The organism is Bordetella genomosp. 13 (genome assembly GCF_002119665.1).
GTDB lineage: Bacteria > Pseudomonadota > Gammaproteobacteria > Burkholderiales > Burkholderiaceae_B > Bordetella.
Window position 1 is genome coordinate 2,409,956 of sequence record NZ_CP021111.1, and the last position, 14,801, is coordinate 2,424,756.

Consider the following 14,801-nt stretch of genomic DNA (forward strand, 5'->3'; position numbering starts at 1 on the left):
CGCCTACTCCGCTTTGATGTTCGAGTCGCGGACGACCTTCGCCCATGTGTCGATGTCCTGCCTGATGAATGATGCGAAAGCCTTGGGCTCGCTGCCGATGATGTCCAGGCCGAGGTCCGCGAACTGCTTGCGCACGTCGGGCTGCTTCAGGATCTCGGCAAGATTGGCGTACAGCTTGTCGATGATCGGCGCGGGCGTACGCGCGGGGGCCACCAGGCCAAGCCACGGCATGGCGGAATACCCCGGCAGGCCCGACGAAGCCACGGTCGGCAGGTCCGGAACGGTTGCCGAGGGCTGGGCCGTGGTGACGGCCAATGCGCGCAGCCGGCCATCCTTCACGAAGGGGCCCGACGAGGCCCACGCGTCGAACATCACCTGCAGCCGCCCCGCCACCAGATCGTTCAAGGCCGGCGCGCTGCCCTTGTAGGGTATGTGCGACATCTGCACGCCCGCCATGCTGCTGAACAGTTCAGCCTCGAGATGCGTCGAACTGCCCGTTCCGACGGAACCATAGCTGAGCTTGTTCGGATTCGCCTTCGCATAGGCGATCAGTTCGCTCACGGTCCTGGCCGGCACGGAGGGATGCACCTCGAGCACGTGCACCACCGACGCCAGCTGGCTGACGGGCTCGAAGTCTTTCACCGGGTCGTAACTGACCTTGGTGTAGATGCTGGGCGCGATGCCCAGCGAGGATGCCGCCATCAGCAGCGTGTAGCCATCCGGTTCCGCGCGGGCAACGTAATCCGACGCAATCACGGTGCCGCCGCCAGGCTTGTTCTCGACGATCACCGGCTGGCCCAGCCTGGCTCCCAGCTTGTCCGCCACGAGCCTGGTCATGATGTCGGTGGCGCCGCCCGGCGAGAACGGCACCACGATGCGCACCGGCTTGGCCGGATAGGACGGCTGCGCCGCCGCCGTGCCGAACGCGCCAGCCAAGGCCACGATCACGCCTGCTGCCAGACTTCTCATCATGTCTCTCTCCTTTTTGGTAGTGAAAAGCCAGCCCGGGGGGCTAGCGGGGTGCGGGCAGGATCAGTGCGTCCAGTACGGCGACGCCCCGTCCCGCTTCTTTGACCAGCAACGGATTGATCTCGATTTCTCCCAGTTCCGGAGGCGCCGCCTGCATGGCCCGGCCCACGGCCACAATGGCGCGACACGCCGCCGCCACGTCGGCCGCCGGCTTGCCCCGGTAACCTTCCAGCAGGGGATAGGCCTTCAATTCGGCGAGCATCTGCGCGGCGGTGCGTTCGTCGACGGGGAGCAGGCGATGGCTGGTGTCCTGGTAGATCTCGGTCAGCACGCCGCCCAGCCCCACGGTGAGAACCGGCCCGAACACAGGGTCGCGCGCGGCTCCGACGATCAGTTCGACCACGCCACGCTCCATGGGCTGCACCAGCACGCCGCTCACCCTGGCCCGCGGCGCATGAGCGGCCGCGCTCGCCAACAGCGTGTCGAAGGCCCGGGCGACTGCGTCGTCATCCGCAAGGCCTAGCGCCACGCCGCCGACCTCGGTCTTGTGGGCAATGTCCGCGCTGAGCACCTTGAGCGCCACGGGATAACCCAGCCTGCGGGCGAGCGCGACGGCCGCGCCGGCATCGGCGGCGGTTCCCCATCCGCCCGAAGGCAGGCCGTGCCCTGCCAGGAAGCTGCGCGCCTGCGCCTCGTCGCAGGGCAGCGGCACGGCAGCCGCGACGTCGCGCTGTCCCGCAACCGGTCCGTGGCGCTGCTTGCGCGCCTCGCACCAGTGCAGGTAAGGCACCAGCGCGGACACGGCCCGCCCCAGATCGTCGAACACCGCCACGCCGGCTTCGCGCAGCGTCTCGCGGCATTGCGCCGCGCCGGTGTCGATGGCCACGAACAGGCGCGGATGGTCGCGGGCCGCCTCGGCCAGCGCCTGCGCCATGCGGTCGAGCATGTAGCCCGGCGCGTACACCACCACGGCATCGATCGTCGGCGACACCGCCAGGCCGTGCAGTACGGTTCGCACGAAGTCAGGATCATTGACGACGTTGCCCGTCACGTCGACGGGGTTGCCCACCATGCCGTAGTCCGGGATGCCGGCCCGCAGGACATCCTGCAACGCGGCAGGCAGTTCGGGCAACTCGAGACCGCCGGTGATGAACTTGTCCGCGAGAATGGCGCCCAACGCACCGGACATCGTAACCACGGCCAGACGGCGTCCCGCCGTGCGGTGACGCAGCATGGCGAGGCGCGCCAGCTCCGCCATCTGCGCGAAGTCGTCGGCCTCGATCACGTTCAGTTGCCTGAACGCGGCGGCGTAGACGCGCCGATCTCCCGCCAGCGCCGACGTATGAGACTGGACCGCATGCGCGCCCTTGTCGGTGATGCCCGCCTTCAGGGCAACCAACACCTTGCCGCGGCGTTCCAGCTCGCGGCATGCCCTGACGAAGCGCGGCCCGTCGCGCAACTGCTCGATGTAGCCCAGCACGATCTGCGTGCGGTCGTCGGCCGCGAGGTACTCCAGATACTCCGAGAAATCGATGCAGGCTTCGTTGCCCGTATTGATGAAGTGCGAGAACGGCACGCCGCGCTGGCGCGCCAGCGCATACACCGCTGCGCACACATTGCCGCTCTGGGTCAGCAGGCTGGCGATGCCGGGCTCGGACTGTCGCTCGGCTGTCTTGAAGACCGAGGCGAATGCCGTGTAGGCCCGCGTGTTCAGATTCGCGAAGCCCATGCAGTTCGGCCCTGCCACGGGCATTCCGGTTTCGCGCGCGAAACTCTCCAGGTCGTCCTGCAGCCGGGCCCCTTGCTCTCCCGCCTCGGCGAACCCGGCTGCATAGACAATGGCGGCACTGACGCCGCTCGCGTGGCAGCGCCGCAGCATGGGCACCACCTCGGCCGCGCCGATGGCCAGCACTGCCAGGTCCACCGCCTCGGGCACCGACTCGATGTCAGGCCAGCAACGCAGGCCGAACATCTCCTGGTACTTCGGATTGACCGGATACACCATGCCCTGGTAGCCGAAGCGTGTCAGCAGGTCCAGCGGCATGCCGCCGATGCGCCCCGCGTTGGCGCTGGCGCCTATCAGCGCGATGGACCGCGGGTTGAGCAGGGGTTCGAGCCGGGTCATGCCGCCTCGCCCCGCTTGCCGCGCTGTATCGCCTGGGCCAGTCCGCGCTCGCGCACGCGCCGGTACTCGTCGCTCATGTGCGACAGCTGGTGCGTGTCGAAATGCGCGGCCAGGGCCGTACGGAACCCCTGCGCGTCCGCGGTGCGGTTCAGCGAGCGCTTGGTCAGCGCCAGGCCGAAGGGCGGCGCCTCAGCGATGCGGCGCGCCAGGGCCAGCGCGGCATCCTCCAGTTCGCCCCTGGGCACGACCCGGTTGACCATGCCGATGCGCAAGGCCTCTTCGGCCAGGATGCGCTCACCCGTATACAACATCTCCTTGGCCTTGCGTAGTCCCATCACCCAGGGATGGATCAGCACCTCGGTCGCGGCGGCGGCCAGCGTGTGGCCCACCGGATCGGAGAAATACGCATCGTCCGCGCAGACGATGAGGTCGCACATATTGGCGATCATGAACCCGCCGGCCACGCAGGCGCCCTGCACCTGCGCCACGGTGGGCTTGGGGAAGTCCCAGATGCGCATGCAGTAGCCGTAGTACCGGCGGGACTCGTATGCCCAGCGCTCTTCGACCGTGAAATCGGCGCGCTTGGCCTGTGCTTCGTTCAGGTCGTGCCCGGCGGAGAAATGGTCGCCGCGCCCTGCCAGGATGACCACGCGCACGGACTCGTCGCAGGCCGCGTCTTCCAGCGCGCGGTCAAGTTCGTCGAGCAGTTGCTGGCTCTGGGCATTGCGCGCCGATTCGCGCGCCAGGCTGATACGGCATACCGCGTCGAAGCGCTCGACGGCCAGGGTGGCGTAATCCATGGGGTCTCCTCGATTGTCGTCTTGCTGCACGGCCCTCAGCCGCGCTGCGAGGATTGAGTTTAGGCAGACCCCTTCCTAGAATACAAAAATTTCCCACACCATATCCCACATTATGAGCACAGGATCGACAGGCGGAACGCAGAGCATGCGCAGGGCCTTGGGGCTTTTGCGGCTGCTGGCCGACCAGCAGGAAGACGGCATGGACTTGCCGCAGTTGATGCAGGCCAGCCGCCTCGAACGCTCCACGGCCCACAGGTTACTGAGCAGCCTGGTCGAGGAACAGTTCGTCGAACGCGATGCCCGCACCCGCCGCTACCGGCTTGGCGTGGAAGCCATGCAGCTGGGGTTTGCCGCACTGCGCCGCATGCCTCTGCTGGACGCACTGCGGCCGTTCGCGCAAAGGCTGGCGCGCCTGTCCGGGGATACGGTGTTCGTGGTGATGCGCCAAGGCGACCATGCCGTGTGCCTGCTGCGCGAAGCGGGATCGTTTCCCGTCAAAGTTTTCACCATCGACCAGGGCGAACGACGGCTGCTTGGCGTGGGCGCGGGCGGCCTGGCGCTGTTGGCCAGCCTGTCCGACGAAGAGATCGCGCGGATACAGGCGCGCCATGCCGACGCGTACCGGCAGGCAGGGCTGGCGGATGCTGCGCTGACGAAGGCCGTGAGGCAGACCCGGCGCCGCGGCCATTCGGAAATCGTGGACAGCATCACCCCTGGCGTGGCAGGCGTGGGTGCGGCGCTGCAGGTGTCGGGGCTTGCGCAGGTGGCGTTCAGTTTCGGCGCGATCAGCAATCGGCTGGATGCGCAGCGCCGTGCCGAGATGGGCGCCTTGCTGCGGCGCGAGTGCGAGGAGTGGGCGCGCGGCATGGCGACGCGCGGCTGATCGTCAAGACAGGCAGCCGGGCGGCGACGGGAAGGCGCGCCCGGCTGCGCAGCCGGCTATACCCGTTCGAAGATCGCGGCGATGCCCTGCCCGCCCCCGATGCACATGGTGACCAGCGCATAGCGTCCGCCCACGCGCTGCAGTTCATGCAGAGCCTTGACCGTGATGATGGCGCCGGTCGCGCCGATGGGGTGACCCAGGCCGATGCCGCTGCCGTTGGGGTTGACCTTGGCGGGGTCCAGCTTCAGCTCGCGCGATACCGCACACGCCTGCGCGGCAAAGGCTTCGTTGGCCTCGATCACGTCGAGCTGGTCCACCGTCAGGCCGGCGCGCTTGAGCGCCGCCTGCGTGGCGGGCACCGGGCCGATGCCCATGATCTCGGGGTCCACGCCCGAATGCGCGTAGGCGACCAGCCGCGCCAGGGGCTTCACGCCGCGCTGCTGGGCCACGGCGGCGCTCATCAGCACCACGGCGCCCGCGCCGTCGTTGATGCCCGACGCATTGCCCGCGGTGACGGTGCCGTCTTCCTTCTTGAAGACGGGCTTCAGGCCCGCCAGGCTTTCGGCCGTGACGTCACGGCGCACGTGTTCGTCGGTGTCGAACGTGACTTCTCCCTTGCGCGTCTTCTGCACGATGGGGACGATCTGCTCGCGGAAATGGCCGGCTTCGATGGCCGCCGCGGCGCGCCGGTGCGACTCCGCGGCCAGCGCGTCCTGGTCGGCGCGGCTGATGCCGAAGCGCGACGCCACGTTCTCGGCCGTCACGCCCATGTGCATGCGGCCGAACGGATCGGTCAGCGCGCCCGTCATCATGTCCTGCATGGCGGCGTCGCCCATGCGCGCGCCCCAGCGCTGCGTGGGCGCGATGTACGGCGCGCGGCTCATGCTTTCGGCCCCGGCGCCCACGGCGATCTCCGCGTCGCCCAGCATGATGGTCTGCGCCGCCGACACGATGGCCTGCAGGCCCGAGCCGCACAACCGGTTCACGTTGAAGGCCGGCGTCTCTTTTGCGATGCCCGCGCCGATGGAAGCCACGCGCGACAGGTACATGTCGCGCGGTTCGGTATTGATGACGTGGCCGACCGCGACGTGGCCGACTTCGTTGCCGCCCACGGCGGCGCGCTCGAGGGCCGCGCGGATGACGGTGGCGCCCAGTTCGCTGGGCGGAACGTCCTTCAACGCCCCTCCAAAATCGCCGATGGCGGTGCGTACGGCGGATGCGACGATGACTTCATTCATGGCATTTCTCCTCTCTCGACATACGGTGTGCTGGCGCGGCGGCGGTGCCGCGGTATCGATCCATCATACCTGCACGCGCCTGCCGCCCGCCGACGGCCCGGCGATATCAAAAGCGTATCGCGAGCCGCGAAAAAAATATTAGACAGGCATCGCCGGCCGGGGGGATAGTCGGCACACAAGAAATCACGGCAGGACAGCTGGCATGATCGATACGCTAGAACTCACGGCGATACCCGCGCAAGACGAGTCGCTGCGGCAGGAGATCAGGGAGTTTCTTCAGCGCGAGCTGGCCGGCGTGCCGGCCGATCGGCGCGCGCGTTCGTGGATGGGCTTCGACGCGAACTTCAGCAAGGCGCTGGCGCAGCGCGGCTGGCTGGGCATGACGCTGCCGCGCGAGTACGGCGGCGCGCAGCGTGGCCATTTCGCGCGGTTCGTGCTGTCCGAAGAACTGCTGGCGGCAGGCGCGCCCGTATCGGCGCACTGGATCGCCGACCGCCAGAGCGCGCCGCTGATCCTCAAGTACGGCACGCCGCGTCAGCGCCAGCATTACCTGCCGCGCATCTGCCGCGCCGAGGCCTTCTTCTGCATAGGCATGAGCGAGCCTGGCTCGGGCTCGGACCTGGCCAGCATCCGCACGCGCGCCGAACTTCGGTCGGGAGGCGGCTGGCGCCTGAACGGCAGCAAGATCTGGACCACCAATGCCGACCGCTCCCACTACATGATCGCGCTGGTACGCACTTCGGGCACGGCGGCGGACCGCCACCAGGGACTGTCGCAGATGATCATCGACCTGACCCTGCCCGGCGTGACGGTGCGGCCCATCGTCGACCTCGCGGGCGACGCGCATTTCTCGGAGGTCTTCTTCGAGGACGTGGCGCTGGACGCCGATGCCCTGATCGGCGCTGAAGGCGAAGGCTGGCAGCAGGTCAACGCCGAACTGGCCTTCGAGCGCAGCGGCCCGGAACGCCTGTATTCCAGCATGGCGCTGGTCGAATGCTGGCTGGATCACTGCCGCGCCTCGCGCATCGACGACGAGGCCACGCGCGCCACCTTGGGCGAGATCCTCGTTCAGCTGTCCACACTGCGCGCCACGTCGCTGGCCATCGCGGGACAACTCGCCCGCGGGCTCAGCCCCGCGGTCGAGGCGGCGCTGGTGAAGGACCTCGGCACCGAACTCGAACAACGCATTCCCGGCCTGATCGCGCAGGCGCTGGGCCGCACCCCCGAACGCCCCGTGCCAGCCGAACTGCTGCGTACCCTGGCATATCTCGAGCAGATCAGCCCCACGTTCTCGCTGCGCGGCGGCACGCGCGAGATCCTGCGCGGCATCATCGCGCGGGGACTGGGGCTGCGATGACATCGACCGCACGGACCAACGACATGGACCATCTATTCGGCGACGCCGCGCAGCGGCTCTTCGCGCAGGCCTACGCTCCCGAGGTGCTGCGCGCCATCGAACGAGGCGACGCGCAAGCCCGGGACCGCGCGTGGCAGGCAATCGAGGAGTCCGGATTCCTGGATGCGCTGGCGCCCGAGGACGCGGGCGGCGCCGGCCTGCGCCTGTGCGACACGCTGCCGCTGGCGCGGGCCGCGGGCTGGCACGCTGTCGGCGCTCCTTTCGTGCAGACCATGCTGGCGCGCGCCTGGCTGCATGCCGCCGGCCATCCCGTCCCGCCGGGGCCCATTGCGCTGGCGCCCTTCGGGGCCATGCAGGATGCGGACGGCGTGCATGCCCACGCGGTCTGCGCAGGCCATGCCGCGCTATGGGTGCTGGCCGCGCTGCCGCAGGGCGCGCTGCTGCTGCCGGTGGAATCGGCCGTCCTCGCGCCATCCGGCGGACACGCCAGCCTGGATGTCGACCTGCACTGGAAAACCGGGGAGCCCGAAGCAAGCCAGTTCATGTCCGGCGGCTCGCTGGCGGACCTGACCGCGGCGGCCGCGGCGGTGCTGCTGGCCGGCGCCATGGAGAAAGTCCTGCACATGACCGTAGCCTACGCCAACGAGCGCATGCAGTTCGGCAAGCCGATCGGCCGGTTCCAGGCGATACAGCAACAGCTCAGCATCATGGCCGAACAGGTCTGGGCCGCGCGCATGGCGGCGCAGCTGGCGTTCCAGAGCGACGGCTGGGCGCCGCGGCCGCTGCTGGCGGCGCAGGGCAAGGCCCGGACCAGCGCGGCGGCCGGTCCGGTCGCGGACATTGCCCATGCGGTACATGGCGCCATCGGCATCACGGAAGAATACGATCTGCAGCTGTACACGCGCCGCCTGCGCGAATGGCGCCGCGCCGCCGGCACCGAGAATTACTGGCATGGGCGCATCGGAGCGGACGCGCTGGCGGCCCATGAGGGCTCGGCCCTGGCGTACCTGCGCACCGCGCTCTTCCCGACCATGGACTGACACGCGGCACGCGTGCTGGCAGAATGCGGGAAAACGCCGCCGGCGCCCCGCCATCGCGTCCCCTTGCCGGAAAGACCATGCCCATCCTCAACATCCAGATCATGCAAGGCCATACCGAGGCCCAGAAGGCCGCACTGCTGGAAAGCGCGAGCCGTTCGGTGATGGACAGCCTCGCCGCGCCGCTGGCCTCGGTACGCATCGTGCTGGAAGAGACCGCCCCGCAACACGTGATGGTCGGCGGCCGCATCGGCCATCCGATGGCCCTGGCGCTGGTGCGTCTTATCCAGGGCCGCACGGAAGAGAAGAAGGCGGCGCTGATCGCGGCCCTGAACCAGGCCATCCATGCCACCCTCGGCATCTCGAAGGACGACATCCGGGTCGTCATCACCGACGTGCCCACCACCGACATGGGCGTGGCCGGCGGCCTCACCGCCAAGGCGGCCGGCCGCTGAAGGCTGCGCGGCTCAGCCGGCGCACCGCCACGCCGCGCTCGCCCAGTCCTCCTGGCCCGCGGCCGCCTGCTGCGTCTGCAGAATGCTGTCGCGCAACCGCAGCACCGGCATGCATGGCGTGTCGCTCAAGGTCACCAGCGACAGCGACAACGCCCCCCGCGCGTCGGCATCGGCGATGGGCCTGAAGACCACGTGCGGCGTCGAATAGGCCCGCGTCACGCCCGGCACCAGCGCCAATCCCAGGCCGCTGGCCACCAGGCTGACCAGGGTCTGCACCTGTATCGCCTCCTGGCTGACACGCGGCGAGAAGCCCGCCTTGGCGCACAACGCCGTCGCCACCCCATGCAGCCCCGGCACCTTGGCCGGCGCATACATCACGAAGCTCTCGCTACGCACCTGCTGCAGCGGTATGGTGTCGCCGCTGGCCAATGGATGCCCCGCCGGCAGGGCCAGGATCAGGTCGTCGCGTTCGACCACCCATGACGCCAGCGCAGGATCGTCGGCCAGCGGACCGCGCACCAGGCCCGCATCCAGCTCGTTGGCGCGCAGGCTGGCCACCAGTCCGGTGGTGCTGTCCTCGCGCAGCTCGAGCTGCACGTCGGGATAGCGCTCGCGGAAAGCAGGCAGGCAGCGCGGCAGCAGCATGTAGGTGGCCGACCCCACGAACCCCAGCCGCAGCCGGCCCAGCTCGCCCAGCGCCACGCGCCGCGCGGCCCGGCGCGCCTGGTCGGCATGGAACAGCGCGCGGCGCGCATCGCCCATCAACGCCTCGCCGGCGGCCGTCAGCGCCACGCCGCGCGCGCCGCGCTCGAGCAACTGCACGCCGACAGCATGCTCCAGCTTCTGGATCGACACGGACAGCGCCGGCTGGGCGATGTGCAGCGACTCGGCCGCGCGCCGATAGCTGCCCAGTTCGGCGATGGCGACGAATTGCCGCAGATGGCGCAGGTCCAGGCTCATAAGCGATTCCATATGGGTCGATACCGAAGCCATATTAGACGTATATACGGGAGGTCATTACGATTTTCCGCCATGCACTCTCACACTACACACAACGCGGCGCTGGCCGGCGTGCGCGTGCTGGACCTGACCTCGGTGGTGTTCGGCCCCTACGCATCGCAGGTGCTGGGCGACTACGGCGCCGACGTCGTCAAGATCGAATCGGCCGAGGGCGACTCGACCCGCCGCACGGGCCCCGCGCAGGAGCCCGGCCTGGGCGCCATCTTCCTGGGCGTGAATCGCAACAAGCGCAGCATCGTGCTGGACCTGAAGCAGCCCGCGGCGCGCGAGGCGCTGCTAGCGCTGGCCGACCGGGCCGACGTGCTGATGCACAGCATGCGGCCCGGCAAAATGGCGCGCCTGGGACTGGATCCCGACACCTTGTGCGCCCGCAATCCGCGGCTGGTGTACGCGGGGCTGTACGGCTTCGGCGAAGGCGGCGCCTATGCAGGGCGGCCGGCCTACGACGACATCATCCAGGGCCTGTCCGGCGTGGCGGACATCATGCGGCGCCAGACCGGCACGCCGCGCTATATGCCGACCATCGCCGCGGACAAGACCTGCGGCCTGGTGGCGGCGCACGCCATCCTGGCGGCACTGTTCCAGCGCGAGCGCACGGGCCTGGGCCAGCAGCTGGAAGTGCCCATGTTCGAGACCATGAGCTCGTACGTGCTGCTGGAGCACTACTACGGCCGGCACCTGGCCGATGGCGAGGGCACGGCCGGCTACGCGCGCGTGCTGGCTCCGTGGCGGCGCCCCTACCAGACGGCCGACGGCCACATCTGCATGATGCCGTACACCGACAGTCACTGGCAGCGCTTCTTCCTGCACTGCGGCCGCGCCGACCTGGCCGGCGATCCGCGCTACGCCGACATCGCGGCGCGCACCCGCAACATCGACACGCTGTACGAACTGGTGGGCGGCATCGTCGCGCGGCGCGACACGGGCTATTGGCTGGATGCCTGCCAGCAGCTCGAGATTCCGGCCGCGCCCATGAACCGGCTGGAAGACCTCGAAGACGATCCGCACCTGCGCAGCGTGGATTTCTTCGTGCCGCTCAAGAGCGACGCCGGCCACGACTACCGCCTGGTGCGCAACCCCGTGCGCATGCAGCGTTCGGACGTTGCTCCCACGATGCCGCCGCGCCTGGGCCAGCACACGCGCGAAGTGCTGCGCGAAGCCGGGCTGCCCGCGGCGCAGATAGACGCCCTGCTGGAAAGCGGCGCGGCGCGCGACGACGGCCCGCGCTGAGCGCGGGCGCCCGCTGCGCGATGCACTGCACGACACGACGACACATCAAGGAGACACGCATCATGAGCAACGCCATCCCCGTCCTGGGCATGGGCTACTACTGGCAGGAACTGCAGGTCGGCCAGCGCTTCCATACCGTGCGACGCACCATCACCGAAACCGACATCGTCAATTTCATCAGCGTCACGGGCATGCTCGAGACGATCTTCACCGATGCCACCTTCGACAGCGGCGCCATCGGCGGCAGGCCCGCGCCAGGAGCGCTTACCTACGGGATCATCGAAGGCCTGCTGATGCAGGGCATGGTGCAGGGCACCGGCCTGGCGCTGCTCGAGGTGCACAAGAAGATCCTGGCCCCGGTGGTGGCCGGCGACACCGTGTGGGCCGAGGTGGAGGTCACCGGCATCCGCCCCACCTCGAAGCACAACCGCGCCATCGTCACCTCGGCCATCGAGATCCGCAACCAGCACGGCAAGCCCGTGATGCAGTACACGGCCGTGCGCATGCTGGCCGGCAAACCCGAGTAGCACCACGCAGCATCCCGACAAGACCACAAACCAGGAGACAACCCATGAATGCCATCACCCTGCGCCGCGCCGCCGGCGTCGCGCTGGCGCTGTTCGCCCTTGCCGGCGCGTCGTCGGCGCATGCCGAATGGCCCGAGCGCCCCGTCAACCTCGTGGTGCCCTTCCCGCCCGGCGGCCCCACGGACCTGGTGGCCCGCGTGCTGGCCAAGCAGCTTACCGAACAGACCGGGCAGACGTTCGTGGTCGAGAACAAGGGCGGCGCCAACGGCAACATCGGCATGCAGGCCGTCGCCGCTGCCAAGGCCGACGGCTACACCGTGCTGTACAACACGTCCTCGATCGCGCTCAGCCCCAACCTGTACGGCAAGCTCGCCTTCGATCCGGCCAAGGACTTCACCGCGGTGTCGTCCACCGCGGTGATTCCGCTGGTGCTGCTGACGCATCCGTCCATTCCCGCCAAGGACGTCGCGGGCTTCGTGGACTATGCCAAGCGCGCGCCGGGCAAGCTGTCGTACGGATCGGCGGGCGCGGGCAACGTCACGCACCTCGGCGCCGTCCTACTGCTGCGCGAGCTGGGACTGGAAGCCGTGCACGTGCCCTATCGCGGCAGCGCGCCGGCCATGACCGACCTGATCGGCGGCCAGGTGCAGTTCATGACCAATACCTTGAACGACTCGCTGGGTTTCATCCGCGAAGGCAAGCTGAAGGCGCTGGCCGTCACCAGCAAGGCGCGCAGCGATCAGCTGCCCGATGTCCCCACGGTGGCCGAGACGCTCAAGCCCGGCTTCGAGATCGGTGCCTGGCAGGGCGTGGTGGTACCCGCCGGTACGCCGCAGCCCATCGTGGACAAGCTCAACGCCGAGATCCGCCGCGCCCTGCAATCGCCCGAGATGCTCAAGCAGCTGAAGGCACAGGGCGCCCAGCCGCTGGGCTCGTCGCCGAAGGAGTACGCGGACTACATCCGCGCGGAGACCCAGCGCTGGGGCGAGATCGTCCGCGCAGCCAACGTCAGGCTGGATTGACCGGCGGCGCGGCGGTCGGGGCGGCCTCGGAGGGTTCTTCGGCGACCGCCGCCGCCTGCGCGGCCGCATCCGCGAGATCCGCCGCGGCGGCGATCGTCGGCGTGACGAGTTCGACGACCTTCGCGCGCGACAGCATGCCGATGAACTCGTCGCCCTCGCCCGTCACCGCCACCGGCTGGTCGCTGTGCACCAGGCGGGCCAGCACCTGGTCCAGTCCGGCCGTGGCCGGCACGGAAGCCAGGTCGGTCACCAGCCGCGAGACGTCGCGCGAACCGTCCTGCGCGGCGCGCAGCGCCGCATCGGCGGTCAGCACGCCGGCCAGCCGCTTGCCGTCCAGCACGGGCGCATAGTCGTAGTCCAGCGCCCGCATGCGCTCCAGCGCCTGCGCCGGCCGCGTGCGCATGGTCAGCGTCAGGCGTGGCGGGTTCACCGCGTGCGCGGCATTCAGCACCTTGGTACGGTTCACGTCCTGCAGGAACGCCTGCACATAGTCGGTGGACGGATTCAACAGGATGTCCTCGGGCGTGCCTTCCTGCACCAGCTCGCCGTCCTTCAGGATCGCGATGCGGTTGCCCAGGCGCAGCGCCTCGTCCAGGTCGTGCGTGATGAACACGATGGTCTTGTTCAGTTGGGCTTGCAACTGCAGCAGCTGGTCCTGCATCTCGCGACGGATCAGCGGGTCCAGCGCCGAGAAGGCCTCGTCCATCAGCAGCACTTCCGCATCGGTGGCCAGCGCACGCGCCAGGCCCACGCGCTGCTGCATGCCGCCCGACAGCTGGTGCGGATACTGCTTCTCGAAGCCCGACAGCCCGACCTGCTCCAGCCAATGCAGGGCGCGCTTCTCGCGCTCGGCGCGCGACACGCCCTGCACCGCCAGCCCGTAGGCCGCGTTGTCCAGCACCGTGCGATGCGGGAACAGGCCAAAGCGCTGGAACACCATGCTCATCTTGCTGCGACGGAAATTCTCGAGCTGCTTGGCGTCCAGGCCCATCACGTCGATGCCATCCACCAGGATCTGCCCGGCGCTGGGGTCGATCAGCCGGTTGAAATGGCGGATGAGCGTCGACTTGCCCGAGCCCGACAGGCCCATGATGACGTAGATGCTGCCCTCTTCGATCGACAGGCTGATGTCGCGCAGGCCGAGGGTATGGCCGCTTTCGGCCAGCAGGGCTTCCTTGCTCATGCCGCCCCGCACCTTGTCCAGCCACTTGCCGGGATGCGAGCCAAAGATCTTGTAGATGTTGCGGACTTCGATCTTGCTCATCGGTGGCCTCCCTGGCGCACGCGCCGTCCGTACGATTGCGTGATGCGGTCGAACAGCACGGCCAGCACCACGATGCCCAGGCCGGCCAGCAGGCCGCGGCCGACCTCGAGCCGGTTGATGCCCAGCAGCACCTCGTAGCCCAGGCCGCGCGCGCCGATCATCGAGGCGATCACCACCATCGACAGCGCCATCATCGTGGTCTGGTTCACCCCGGCCATGATGTTGGGCAGCGCCAGCGGCAGCTGCACGCCGAACAACTGCTGGCGCGGGCTGGCGCCGAACGCGCGAGCCGCCTCGAGCACTTCGCGGTCGACCAGGCGTATGCCCAGGTCGGTCAGGCGGATGAGCGGCGGCACGGCATAGATGACGGTGGCGATGATGGCCGGAATCTTGCCCAGGCCGAACAGCATCACCACCGGGATCAGATACACGAAACTGGGCATGGTCTGCATCACGTCCAGCACCGGCAGCATCACCTGTCGCAGCCAGTTCACGCGCGCCATCAGCACGCCCAGCGGAATGCCGATCAGCACCGACAGGCCGGTAGCCATGATCATCAGCGCCAGCGTCTGCATGCCCGCGTCCCACAGGCCGAGCACGCCCACCAGGCACAGCAGCGCCCCCATGGCCAGGGCCAGGCCGATGCGCCGGCCCACCACCCACGCCAGGACCACCACCGCCAGCACCACCGCCCACCAGGGCGAATTGCGCAGCAGTTGCTCCAGCCAGACCAGCACGTGCAGGAACGGCTGCGACAGGGTCTCGAGCGTGTCCGCGTAGCGCGTCACCAGATGATCGACGAACGAATCGATCGCCCCGCGCACGGCGCGCGCCGGAATGATCTCAGGAAACATGGTCAGCCTCCGAGGGATTG

14 protein-coding genes are annotated in these 14,801 nt (G+C 68.9%); 7 read left to right on the top strand and 7 right to left on the bottom strand.

Features of this window, described 5'->3' with window-relative positions; translation table 11 throughout:
* Positions 1-3: 3 nt before the first annotated feature.
* From CAL15_RS10935 to CAL15_RS10945, 3 genes are read right to left on the bottom strand one after another with little or no spacing between them, the layout of a single operon-like run.
* Entirely contained in the window at positions 4-972 is a 969-nt protein-coding gene (locus tag CAL15_RS10935) for a Bug family tripartite tricarboxylate transporter substrate binding protein (RefSeq protein ID WP_086078617.1), read from the bottom strand.
* A gap of 40 nt (positions 973-1,012) precedes the next feature.
* Entirely contained in the window at positions 1,013-3,094 is a 2,082-nt protein-coding gene (locus CAL15_RS10940; RefSeq protein WP_086078618.1) for an acetate--CoA ligase family protein, read from the bottom strand.
* A complete protein-coding gene (locus CAL15_RS10945; protein ID WP_086078619.1) occupies positions 3,091-3,894 on the bottom strand; it encodes an enoyl-CoA hydratase in 804 nt (267 codons plus the stop codon). The genes CAL15_RS10940 and CAL15_RS10945 overlap by 4 nt, the downstream gene beginning before the upstream one ends.
* A 145-nt stretch (positions 3,895-4,039) precedes the next feature.
* On the opposite strand from CAL15_RS10945, the gene CAL15_RS10950 reads away from it, so the two are divergent.
* Complete coding sequence (locus CAL15_RS10950) at positions 4,040-4,777, top strand: IclR family transcriptional regulator (RefSeq protein ID WP_198299202.1); 738 nt, start codon at positions 4,040-4,042, stop codon at positions 4,775-4,777.
* Between the two features lie 56 nt (positions 4,778-4,833).
* Here CAL15_RS10950 and CAL15_RS10955 read toward each other — a convergent pair whose 3' ends face one another.
* Complete coding sequence (locus CAL15_RS10955; RefSeq protein WP_086078621.1) at positions 4,834-6,015, bottom strand: acetyl-CoA C-acyltransferase family protein; 1,182 nt, start codon at positions 6,013-6,015, stop codon at positions 4,834-4,836.
* A gap of 202 nt (positions 6,016-6,217) precedes the next feature.
* On the opposite strand from CAL15_RS10955, the gene CAL15_RS10960 reads away from it, so the two are divergent.
* From CAL15_RS10960 to CAL15_RS10970, 3 genes are all read left to right on the top strand, one after another.
* Positions 6,218-7,372 (top strand): acyl-CoA dehydrogenase family protein, encoded by a 1,155-nt coding sequence (locus tag CAL15_RS10960; protein ID WP_086078622.1) that lies wholly within the window; start codon positions 6,218-6,220, stop codon positions 7,370-7,372.
* Positions 7,373-7,395: 23 nt separating this feature from the next.
* Positions 7,396-8,412 carry an acyl-CoA dehydrogenase family protein gene (locus CAL15_RS10965; protein ID WP_086078623.1) on the top strand — a complete coding sequence of 339 codons (1,017 nt, stop codon included), beginning with the start codon at positions 7,396-7,398 and terminating at the stop codon, positions 8,410-8,412.
* Positions 8,413-8,489: 77 nt separating this feature from the next.
* Positions 8,490-8,864 carry a tautomerase family protein gene (locus CAL15_RS10970; protein ID WP_086078624.1) on the top strand — a complete coding sequence of 125 codons (375 nt, stop codon included), beginning with the start codon at positions 8,490-8,492 and terminating at the stop codon, positions 8,862-8,864.
* A 12-nt stretch (positions 8,865-8,876) separates the two neighbouring features.
* On the opposite strand, the gene CAL15_RS10975 is transcribed toward CAL15_RS10970, so the two are convergent.
* Complete coding sequence (locus CAL15_RS10975) at positions 8,877-9,824, bottom strand: LysR family transcriptional regulator (protein ID WP_232468181.1); 948 nt, start codon at positions 9,822-9,824, stop codon at positions 8,877-8,879.
* 72 nt (positions 9,825-9,896) lie between these two features.
* Between CAL15_RS10975 and CAL15_RS10980 the strand changes: the two genes are divergently transcribed.
* From CAL15_RS10980 to CAL15_RS10990, 3 genes are all read left to right on the top strand, one after another.
* Positions 9,897-11,114, top strand: a complete 1,218-nt coding sequence (locus CAL15_RS10980) for a CaiB/BaiF CoA transferase family protein (RefSeq protein WP_086078626.1) — start codon at positions 9,897-9,899, stop codon at positions 11,112-11,114.
* A gap of 62 nt (positions 11,115-11,176) precedes the next feature.
* Positions 11,177-11,641: a MaoC family dehydratase gene (locus CAL15_RS10985; protein ID WP_086078627.1), complete on the top strand. Its 465-nt coding sequence runs from the start codon at positions 11,177-11,179 to the stop codon at positions 11,639-11,641.
* Positions 11,642-11,685: 44 nt separating this feature from the next.
* Positions 11,686-12,663, top strand: coding sequence for a Bug family tripartite tricarboxylate transporter substrate binding protein (locus CAL15_RS10990; protein WP_198299203.1), 978 nt, complete (start codon positions 11,686-11,688; stop codon positions 12,661-12,663).
* On the opposite strand, the gene CAL15_RS10995 is transcribed toward CAL15_RS10990, so the two are convergent.
* On the bottom strand, positions 12,650-13,927 hold the full coding sequence (locus tag CAL15_RS10995) for a quaternary amine ABC transporter ATP-binding protein (RefSeq protein WP_086078628.1): 1,278 nt from the start codon (positions 13,925-13,927) through the stop codon (positions 12,650-12,652). The genes CAL15_RS10990 and CAL15_RS10995 overlap by 14 nt on opposite strands.
* Positions 13,924-14,781 carry an ABC transporter permease gene (locus tag CAL15_RS11000; RefSeq protein WP_086078629.1) on the bottom strand — a complete coding sequence of 286 codons (858 nt, stop codon included), beginning with the start codon at positions 14,779-14,781 and terminating at the stop codon, positions 13,924-13,926. Before CAL15_RS11000 ends, CAL15_RS10995 begins: the two co-directional genes overlap by 4 nt.
* Positions 14,782-14,801 lie beyond the last annotated feature (20 nt).